Origin of the sequence: Streptomyces sp. NPDC051183 (genome assembly GCF_040682455.1) — a bacterium.
Taxonomy (GTDB): Bacteria; Actinomycetota; Actinomycetes; order Streptomycetales; family Streptomycetaceae; genus Streptomyces.
In genome coordinates this window covers 136,116-145,399 of the sequence record NZ_JBFBBA010000020.1, presented here as the reverse complement: position 1 = coordinate 145,399, position 9,284 = coordinate 136,116, and the positions used below count along the sequence as shown (strand labels likewise).

Annotated in this window: 10 protein-coding genes; 2 read left to right on the top strand and 8 right to left on the bottom strand. The window is 73.0% G+C overall.

Annotated elements, in window-relative coordinates; translation table 11 throughout:
• Nucleotides 1-88 precede the first annotated feature (88 nt).
• Together AB0M99_RS19710 and AB0M99_RS19705 are read right to left on the bottom strand one after the other, a co-directional pair.
• Nucleotides 89-610 carry a DUF4240 domain-containing protein gene (locus AB0M99_RS19710; protein WP_365922033.1) on the bottom strand — a complete coding sequence of 174 codons (522 nt, stop codon included), beginning with the start codon at nucleotides 608-610 and terminating at the stop codon, nucleotides 89-91.
• A 36-nt stretch (nucleotides 611-646) separates the two neighbouring features.
• Nucleotides 647-1,450, bottom strand: coding sequence for a hypothetical protein (locus AB0M99_RS19705; protein WP_365922031.1), 804 nt, complete (start codon nucleotides 1,448-1,450; stop codon nucleotides 647-649).
• Nucleotides 1,451-1,482: 32 nt separating this feature from the next.
• Between AB0M99_RS19705 and AB0M99_RS19700 the strand changes: the two genes are divergently transcribed.
• The gene (locus tag AB0M99_RS19700; protein ID WP_365922029.1) at nucleotides 1,483-1,980 is read left to right on the top strand and encodes an LURP-one-related family protein; all 498 of its coding nucleotides are present in this window, start codon (nucleotides 1,483-1,485) and stop codon (nucleotides 1,978-1,980) included.
• On the opposite strand, the gene AB0M99_RS19695 is transcribed toward AB0M99_RS19700, so the two are convergent.
• Nucleotides 1,977-2,765 carry a carbon-nitrogen family hydrolase gene (locus AB0M99_RS19695; protein WP_365922027.1) on the bottom strand — a complete coding sequence of 263 codons (789 nt, stop codon included), beginning with the start codon at nucleotides 2,763-2,765 and terminating at the stop codon, nucleotides 1,977-1,979. The genes AB0M99_RS19700 and AB0M99_RS19695 overlap by 4 nt on opposite strands.
• 147 nt (nucleotides 2,766-2,912) lie before the next feature.
• Between AB0M99_RS19695 and AB0M99_RS19690 the strand changes: the two genes are divergently transcribed.
• A complete protein-coding gene (locus AB0M99_RS19690; protein ID WP_365922025.1) occupies nucleotides 2,913-3,743 on the top strand; it encodes a maleylpyruvate isomerase family mycothiol-dependent enzyme in 831 nt (276 codons plus the stop codon).
• Nucleotides 3,744-3,797: 54 nt separating this feature from the next.
• On the opposite strand, the gene AB0M99_RS19685 is transcribed toward AB0M99_RS19690, so the two are convergent.
• From AB0M99_RS19685 to AB0M99_RS19665, 5 genes are all read right to left on the bottom strand, one after another.
• On the bottom strand, nucleotides 3,798-5,159 hold the full coding sequence (locus tag AB0M99_RS19685; RefSeq protein WP_365922023.1) for an MFS transporter: 1,362 nt from the start codon (nucleotides 5,157-5,159) through the stop codon (nucleotides 3,798-3,800).
• Nucleotides 5,156-5,827, bottom strand: a complete 672-nt coding sequence (locus AB0M99_RS19680; protein WP_365922021.1) for a GntR family transcriptional regulator — start codon at nucleotides 5,825-5,827, stop codon at nucleotides 5,156-5,158. Before AB0M99_RS19680 ends, AB0M99_RS19685 begins: the two co-directional genes overlap by 4 nt.
• A gap of 56 nt (nucleotides 5,828-5,883) precedes the next feature.
• The gene (locus AB0M99_RS19675; protein ID WP_365922019.1) at nucleotides 5,884-6,213 is read right to left on the bottom strand and encodes a protease inhibitor I42 family protein; all 330 of its coding nucleotides are present in this window, start codon (nucleotides 6,211-6,213) and stop codon (nucleotides 5,884-5,886) included.
• A gap of 15 nt (nucleotides 6,214-6,228) precedes the next feature.
• Nucleotides 6,229-8,139, bottom strand: coding sequence for a C1 family peptidase (locus tag AB0M99_RS19670; protein WP_365922017.1), 1,911 nt, complete (start codon nucleotides 8,137-8,139; stop codon nucleotides 6,229-6,231).
• 139 nt (nucleotides 8,140-8,278) lie between these two features.
• Entirely contained in the window at nucleotides 8,279-9,142 is an 864-nt protein-coding gene (locus tag AB0M99_RS19665) for a hypothetical protein (RefSeq protein WP_365922015.1), read from the bottom strand.
• Nucleotides 9,143-9,284: the final 142 nt, after the last annotated feature.

Below are 9,284 nucleotides of genomic sequence, written 5' to 3'. Positions count from 1 at the left end.
CAACACACCCGGACAACACCGCCACCCCGCCCGCCGTCACGGCCTGCGCAGCGCATTCAACCGATACCGCTACGTGCGGAGGATGGGTCTAGCCGAAGAGGGTGCTCAGGCGGGGGAGTCGGGTCGAGGTCTCCTCGGAGTCGTCGAAGTCGAAGGACCAGGACGGGTCCAGGTCCGGGTACGTGATCGTGAAGGAGCCCGACGGGAGTTCGCGGCCCGTGGCGGACTCGTGGGCCGTCCAGGCGATCGAGAGGGCCTCCTCGTCCCACAGCTCCAGGCCCTCCTCGGCCGCCTCGCGGACCGCGGGGTGGTCGGCGAGGGAGTCCGGGTCGGCGAGGGCCGCGGCGAACGCCTCCTCGCCCTGGGTCAGGAGCCAGCCGCGGAAGTAGTCGAAGCCGTCGTCCGAGCAGCCGCCGTTGATCACGTAGGCCGCGGCCCAGAGCGGGGCGCGGTAGGACTCGGCCAGCAGGTCCCACAGCACCTGCTGGGCCGCGGCTATCTCGGCCTCCGGCCGCCCCGCGAGCAACTGCGCCGCGCGCGCCGCCACATCCTCCTCCGCCGCCTCCGCGCGGGCCGTCTCGATCAGCTTCCAGAACGTCTGCTTGTCCATGCCCAGAGCCTGGCATCCCCCTCTGACATCGGGGGGTCAGGCGGCAAGGAAGCTGTGGAGGGATTCCGTGAGGGCCGCGACGAAACGGTCCTGCACCGCCTCCGGCAGCAGGTCCAGGGAGAGGTACGGGTTCAGGTCCTCCAGCTCGACCAGCAGCAGCTCGCCCGACGGCGCCCGGCAGGCGTCCACGCGCTGGATGCCGTGGTCGAGGGTGTTCCAGTCGACGAAGGCCCGGGCGAAGGCCAGGTCGGCCGCCGAGGGCTCGTACGGGGTCAGCTCCCAGCGGCGCGCGGGGTCCGGGGCGTACAGGGCGTACTGGAAGGCGTCGTCCACGAAGTAGAAGGACACCTCGTACGCGAAGTCGATGCGCGGCTGGATCAGCATCTCGCCCGGCGCCGCCGACGGGGTCGCGGTGAAGGTCAGGCCGATGGAGTCCGCGCCCTGCTTGGGCTTCACCGCGTACGAGGGGACGTCCGGCAGCAGCCCCAGCCGCGCCGGGTCGTCGATCGTCGGGATCACGGGGTAGCCGGCCTCCGTCAGGTCGAGGAGGTACTGCTTGCCCGCCATGTCACCGCGGCCCGTGAGCGGGTTGTACACGCGGGTCCCGGCGGCGAGCGCGGCCGCGCGGAAGGCGTCGTACGCCTCCTGGTAGTGCAGGACCGGCCCGCTGTTGCGGACCACGACCGCGTCGAAGCCGGGCATCAGGGCGCGGGCGTCCAGCGGATGGCACAGGGCCAGGTCGAAGTGCGTCCGCAGCCGCGAGGTGAGGAATATGTCCTCGTCGCAGTAGCGGCGGCCGCGCGCCGGGTACGCCAGGTCGGTCACGTAGAGCAGAGGCATGACGGCAACCTATCGCGGGCAGCGATCACGGCATGAAATACCTGGTTCGGGACAAACTGCTGGCCGTCGGGGACGACTACTGGATCGAGGACGAGGACGGCCGGCACGCCTTCCTCGTGGACGGGAAGGCGCTGCGGTTCCGGGACACCCTGGAGCTGAAGGACCCCGACGGCCGGATCCTGATCACGCTGCGGGAGAAGCTGCTCGGCTTCCGCGACGCGATGACCCTGGAGCGGGACGGCCGGCGCCTCGCGGTGATCCGCCGCAAGCGGTTCTCGCTGCTGCGCAACCACTACCTCGTGACCCTGGTCGAAGGCACCGAGCTCGACATCAGCGGCCGGATCCTGGACCGGGAGTTCAAGGTCGAGTACGACGGCGCGCTGCTCGCGCTCGCCTCCCGCCAGTGGTACCGCGTCCGCGAGACGTACGCCGTGGACGTGGTCCGGGAGGACGCGGACGCGGCGCTGCTGATCGCCGTGGCCGTGTGCGTGATCAGAATGGCCGAAAAGGAGCGCGAGGAAGACCTCTAGTGCCCGAGCCGCCCGAGCCGGCGGTCCTTCAGCGCCGGGAACTGCTCGCGGGTCTCGGCCACCTTCGCCGGGTCCAGGTCCACCGTGAGCACCTCCTCCCCCGGGCCCGCCTCCGCCAGCACCTCGCCCCACGGGTCCACCACCAGGCTGTGCCCGGACTGTTCGACGCCCGCGTGGGTGCCGGCCGTCGCGCAGGCCAGGACGTACGACTGGTCCTCGACCGCGCGGGCCCGGTTCAGCAGGGTCCAGTGGGCCCGGCGGCGGGCCGGCCAGCCCGCGGACACGACCATCGTGGTGGCCCCGGCGTCGACCAGGCCGCGGAACAGCTCGGGGAAGCGCAGGTCGTAGCAGGTGGCGATGCCGAGCGTCTGCTCCGGCAGGGCCACGGTGGTGAGGGAGTCCCCGGCGGACATGAGCACCGCCTCGCCCTGGTCGAAGCCGAAGCGGTGGATCTTGCGGTAGGTGGCCGCGAGTTCGCCCGTCGGGGAGAGGACGAGCGCGGTGTTGTAGAGCGAACCGTCGCCCGCGCGCTCCACGATCGAGCCGGCGTGCAGCCAGACCCCCGCGTCGCGCGCCGCCTTGGACACGGCCTCGAAGGTCGGGCCGTCCAGCGGCTCGGCCTCGGTCTCGAACTGCTCGTAGGCGAAGGCCCCCACGGTCCACAGCTCGGGCAGGACGACGAGGTCGGAGCCGTCCTGCTCCCGTACGAGATCGGCGACGCGGGAGCGGCGGGAACCCACCGACTCGCCCTCATTCACCGCGATTTGGATCAGCGAGGCGCGCACAGTACCACCGTCCTGGCATTCAAGCCGTCAACTCGGGCCTACGATCGTCACACGAAAGCACTGCCGGGGTGCTCACCGGCAGCGTAGTTTTGAAGCCAGTCCACAAGCTTCCAGAACGCGCCACCGAACAGCACGCGAGGGGTCCCGTTGACCGTCCATCCGCATCCCAGCCTCCAGCCCTATGCCGACGCGTGGACGCACTCCATCGAGGCGATATCCGAGCTGGTCCTCCCCCTCACGGAGGGCGAGTGGAACCGGGCGACCCCGTGCCCCGGCTGGTCCGTGCGCGACGTGGTGTCCCACATCATCGGCATCGAATGCGAGCAGCTCGGGGACCCCCGGCCGATCCACACCGTCGCCCGGGACCTGCGGCACGTGGTGGACGAGTTCACCCGGTACATGGAGGTGCAGGTTGACGTACGCCGGCACCACACCGCCCCGGAGATGACCTCCGAGCTGGAGTACACGGTCATCCGCCGCTCGCGGCAGCTGCGCAACGAGAAGCGGGATCCGGCCACCCTGGTGCGGGGGCCGCTGGGCGACCAGGTGACGCTGGAGATGGCGCTGCGGCTGCGGGCGTTCGACGTGTGGATCCACGAGCAGGACCTGCGGGCGGCGCTGGGCGTGCCGGGCAACTGGGACTCGCCGGGTGCGTACGTGGCGCGGGACATCCTGCTCGCCGGGCTGCCGAAGGTGGTCGCGAAGCTCGCGGGCGCGCCGGCGAACTCGGCGGTCGTGGTCGACGTGCACGGCCCGCTGGAGTTCATGCGGACGGTACGGGTGGACGCGGACGGGCGGGGCACCGTGGACAAGGCGCCCTCGCTCGGCCCGGCGGTGACGCTGACGCTGGACTGGGAGACGTACGTGCGCCTCGCGGCCGGGCGGGTACGGCCGCACGCGGTGGCCGACCGGGTCAAGGTCGAGGGCGACGAAGCCCTGGCAGCGGCCATCCTGGCCCACTTCGCCGTCACTCCGTAGCGCGGTCGGGCCCGGCTCCGCCGGGGCCCCGGGCTCAGCCCCGGGACCCGCGCCTCACACGCCGGCGGGGCTGGAACTGCCGCTCCGCGGCGCTCCGGCCTCCGCCGCGGCCTGCACCGGGACGGGGGCCCGGCGCTCCCGCTCGCGGGCCAGGGCCCGGCCGCGGAGCCGGAGGATCTGGGTGATGCCCAGCAGCTCCAGGACGAAGACCGACGAGAAGGCGATGCGGTAGTCGTCGTCGGTGGCGTCCAGCAGGATGCCCACCACCAGGAGCGTCGTCATCGAGGCGATGAAACCGCCCATGTTGGTGATTCCGGAGGCCGTCCCCTGACGCTCCGCCGGATTCGCGGGCCGCGCGAAGTCGAAGCCGATCATCGACGCCGGCCCGCACGTCCCCAGCACCAGGCACAGCGTCACCAGCAGCCACATCGGCGCCCGGTCGCCCGGGTACAGCACCACCGAGGCCCACAGCAGCGCGGTGAGCCCGACCGTGCCCAGGGCCAGCGGGATCCGGGCCGACTGGCGGCGGCCGACGATCTGGCCGTAGACCAGGCCCAGGGCCATGTTCGAGGCGACCACCAGCGTCAGCAGCCCGCCCGCGGTGGTCCGCGACAGCCCCTGCGCCTCCACCAGGAACGGCATGCCCCACAGCAGCAGGAACACCATCGCCGGGAACTGCGTCGTGAAGTGCACCCACAGCCCGAGCCGGGTGCCCGGCTCCTTCCACGAGTCGGCGATCTGGCGGCGTACGAACCCGCCGCCCGCCCCCCGCGCCACCGGCGGCGCCGCGTGCCCCTCCGGGTGGTCCCGCAGGAACAGCACCAGCGGTACGAGCACCACCAGCCCCGCCACCGCGCTGCCCGCGAAGGCCGGCACCCAGCCGACCCCGTGCAGGACGGGCGCCAGCACCAGCGTGGAGACCAGGTTGCCGGCCATCCCCACCAGCCCGGCCAGCTGGGCCATCAGCGGTCCGCGCCGGGCCGGGAACCACCGCGTGCCGAGCCGCAGCACCGAGATGAAGGTCATCGCGTCCCCGCAGCCCAGCAGGGCGCGGGCGGCCAGGGCCATCCCGTACGAGGGGGACAGCGCGAAGCCGATCTGGCCCGCGGTGAACAGGACGGCCCCCAGCGTCAGCACCTTCTTCGTGCCGAGCCGGTCCACCATCAGGCCCACCGGTATCTGCATGCCCGCGTACACCAGGAGCTGGAGCAGCGAGAAGGCGGACAGCGCCGAGGCGTTGACGTGGAAGCGGTCGGCCGCGTCCAGCCCGGCGACGCCCAGGCTGGTCCGGAAGATCACCGCGACGAAGTAGACGGCGACGCCGATCGACCAGATCGCCACCGCCCGGCGGCCTCCCGGGGGGTCCTTCGGGAGGGCAGCCGGGCCCGCCGGGCCCACCGGACTCTGCGAGCTCATCGGCCCGACCCCCGCACCAGCGCCTCGACCCGGCCCACGTGCGCCCGTACCGCCGCCGCGGCCGTCTCCGCGTCGCCCGCCCGCAGCGCGTCCAGGATCTCCGCGTGCTCGGCCAGCGTCCGCTCCACCCGCTCCGGGTGCGCGTGCAGCAGGGCCACGCCCATCCGCAGCTGCCGGTCGCGGAGTTGGTCGTAGAGCCGGCTGAGGATCTGGTTCCCGGCGCTGCGGACGATCTCGGCGTGGAAGCCCCGGTCTGCGGCCATCATCGCGGCGAGGTCGCCCTCCGCCGCGTGCCGCCGCTGCTCGTCGACCAGTTCCGCGAGCCGGTCCAGCAGTCCGGGCGGCGCCGGCACGGCCCTGCGCACGGTGAACTCCTCCACCAGCAGCCGGGTCTCGATCACGTCGGCGATCTCCTGCGCGGAGACCGGCAGCACCAGCGCGCCCTTCTTCGGGTACAGCTTCAGCAACCCCTCGGTCTCCAGCCGCAGCAGCGCCTCGCGCACCGGCGTACGGGAGACCCCGACGGCCTCGGCGAGCTCGCCCTCCGTCAGCAGGGTGCCGCCCTCGTAGCGGCGGTCGAGCACCCCGTTCTTGACGTGCTGGTAGACGCGCTCCGCGGCGGTCGGGGCGGCAGTGCTGGCGGTGGCGGTCACGGCGGCTGATGGCATGCACACAGGATAGATACAACAGGGGTACATGCCTCGCCACTGTCCGGCATCCGGACCTAGTCCCGCTCGACGTCCACCTGAACGTCGAGCACGAACTCGTCGTACGCGGCCTCGTCCGGGTAGGGCGGCCGGACCTGCGCGAAGCGGATCCGGGCCCGCCCGCCCGCGCCGCGGGCCCGTACGACGTACACCCGCTCCACCGCGGCCCCCGGCAGGAGGCCGCCCGCCGGCTCCCCGGGCAGCTCCCCGCCGGGGGTCTGCGCCACCGAGACGGCGTCCTCGTCCCCGGTCACCTGCCAGGTCCACACGTATCCGCGCGCCCCGCGCCCGGTGAGCCGCAACTCGTACGACTCACCGGGCGCGAGTACGACCTTTCGCACCTCCACCGTGCTCCCCTCGGCTCAGGCGGGGCCGATCACCGACCCCTCGTGCCAGCCCGCGCCGTCCCGCCAGTAGTGCTGGAGCAGGCGGTCGGTGCGCAGGACGACGACTTCCAGGTTGAACCCGAAGCTGCCCTGAAGCATCCCGGTGACCGCGAGCACGTCGTGCCCGAAGACCGCGCTGCGGCTCCAGGAACCGCCGCCCGCGTTCCCCCGCCACCAGTGCTCGACGCGCCCGCCCCCGACGGCCACGCACAGCTCGTAGTTCCCGGCGATGTCCTCGTCGGCGGCCCCGTACTGCCCCTCGATCAGGCAGGGCGCGGAGGTGACCCCGCTGCCGAACACCTCCCCGGCGCGCCAGGCGAAGCCGTTCGGGTCGTCGCGCCACCACAGCTGCATCCGGCCGTCCGTACGGGTGGCGACCAGGTCGAGGTGGCGGCCGCGCGTCTGGACGAGGGCCGGGCCGTAGTGGGCGATGCCGGAGCCGAAGCGGCCGCCGTCGTTCCAGGTCCAGGGGGCGCCGTTGATCCGCCACCAGTGGTTGAGGCGGCCGTCGGCGGTCCGGACGACCACCTCGAAGTTGCCCGGCTTGCCGTAGTCGCTCTGGATGAAGGCCGGGGTCGAGCCGACCGCCGCGTCGCCCGGGCCGAAGGCCCCGCCGTCGCGCCAGGCGCCGCCGGACTGCTCGTAGTACCAGTGGCGCAGCCGCCCGCCGGTGGTGACGTGCAGGGACTCCATGTTCCGGTTGTAGGTGGTCCCGGTGAAGGCCGGCTGGCCGGAGGAGTCGTTGGCGAAGGTCCCCGCGCGCGACCAACCGAAGGGGGCGTCGCCCTCGCGCCACCAGTGCTGGAGGCGGGCCCCTCCGGTGGTGGCGAGCAGCTCGAAGTTGCGGTGGGCGCGGCCGTTGCCGCTCTCGTAGACGTTGCCGGTGTGCAGGCGGCGCTTGGTCCAGGGGTCGATGTTCGTACCGCGCAGGCCGCACTTGGCCCAGTAGTCGATCTTCACCTCGCCGTAGGCGATCCGGCCGTAGCCCCCGACGTGGTAGCCGGTCCCCCAGGAGTTCTTGAACAGCCAGCACCCGGCCGCGTCGTCGTAGCCGACGATCAGCACGCAGTGGCCGCCCGCGAGCCGGTCGCTGGTGCGGTGGTAGACGCCGGAGCCCAGCCCGAAGAAGTCGTCGTACACGTCGAAGCAGGCGGTCAGCGGGCCGACCGTGTCCAGCCACACCTTCTGCTGCTCCACGTCGCCCAGGCGCACGTAGTCGGTGATCCGGACGGTGCGGCCGGAGCGGTCCCAGCTCGGCATGTACTCGGCGCGCCAGGCGTCGCGGCGGTCGGCGGGCAGCCCGGCGGGCGGGGTCGAGTACGGCCAGCAGTCCGGGTCGGCGAGACCGCCGTTGGTCCTGATCCAGTCGAGCGCGGTCTCGGGGTTGCTGCCCTGCCCGCAGGTGAACCGCAGGCCGTCGTGCACGTCGCCCTCGGAGCGCTCCGCCCATACGTCGTGCTCGATGCGGGCCATGGACTCCACCAGCCCGGCCGCCCCGAAGGCCCAGCAGGAGCCGCACGGGTTCTGGTCCTTCACCTTGGTGATCCACGGCCACCCCCAGCGGCTGCGCCAGTCCACGGCGGCCGGCCGCGCCCCCACGACCGGCACCTGCACCGCTTCCGCCGATTCCGCCGATTCCGCCAGCAGGCCGTGCGCCGCCCTGCGCCGGGTGAGGTTCGGGTTCCCGCTCGCGTGGCCGATGATCCCCCGCAGATCCACGGCCCCCACGTCCTGCGCGGGCGTCAGGTTCGCCCCGGGCTCCAGGCCCAGCGAGGGCCGCGGTACGGGCTCCTCGTCGGCGAGGTGTTCGCTCACGGACCACCGCGCCCCCTGCTCCATGAGCCGCGCCCGCAGCTCCCCCACCGTCTGGACAGACTCCTCCGGCATACCGGCCCCCCAGCTGTACCCGCTCGGATGCGGGACGGGAGCGTCTCCCCGCCGCCGGGACCCGTCAAGGGGGTGGGCGCGGTCGCGCGGTGGCACGCCGGTCGCACGACCGCCGGGCCACCGCGCGTCCCCTGCCGGGCTACTGCACGGGCAGGGCGGGGGCCGGGACGGGGAGCGTGGGCAGGCCGGGCAGGCCGAGGCCGGTCAGGAGGGCCACGATGGCGGCGACCAGGTTGGTCACGACGTCCGTGGCCTTGGCCTTGGCGTCGGTCGAGCAGCCGCAGGGGCCGGCGGCCTTCGTGAGGCCGTCGACGGACTCCTTGAGCTTGTCGATCGCACCGGTGACCAGGTCCAGGGGACCGGCGGCGGCCTGCGCCCCGGCGACGGCGATCGGCAGCTTGGGGGCATCCACCGGAAGCTTCGGCGCATCCACCGGCAGCTTCGGCGCATCGACGGGCAGCTTCGGCGCATCCACCGGCAGCTTCGGCGCATCGACGGGCAGCTTCGGCGCATCCACCGGAAGCTTCGGCGCATCCACCGGAAGCTTGGGCGCATCCACCGGCAGCTTCGGTGCATCCACCGGCAGCTTCGGTGCATCCACGGGCAGCTTCGGCGGGTCCACCGGCAGCTTCGGCGGGTCGACGGGCAACTCCACCGGCGGTACCGGCACGGGCAGGGCCGGGGCTGCGGGCAGGCTCTTCTTCAGCTCGGCGAGCGCCGCGTCGATCTTCTCCTTGAGGGCGGCCAGGTCCGCCTCCGGGATCTTCCCGTCGGGCGACTTGAGCACCGCCGCGAGCAGGTCCGTGACGGGCTTGAGCAGCCCGCCGACCGCGCCGAGCGACTGCACCTGCGCCAGCAGGGCCTCGGTACCGGGGATGGCCTGCCCGGCGGCCGCGACCGGCGGCTTCCCGGGGGCGTGGGCGGACTGCGCGAGGCCGGGGGACGCGGCCAGCAGGGTCACGCAGAGGGCGGCGGGGACGGTGTAGCGGGTGAAGCGGAGCAACGGATCTCTCCTGTCCGTGAGCGGGCGGGGACATGGGACGTGTCCCCGCACCACTCACGGACACCCCGTCACCTCCCGCAACCGGAAGCACGGTTCCGGCCCGGTTGACACGCCGTGCAACTGGCGTACCTACGCCCCTGAC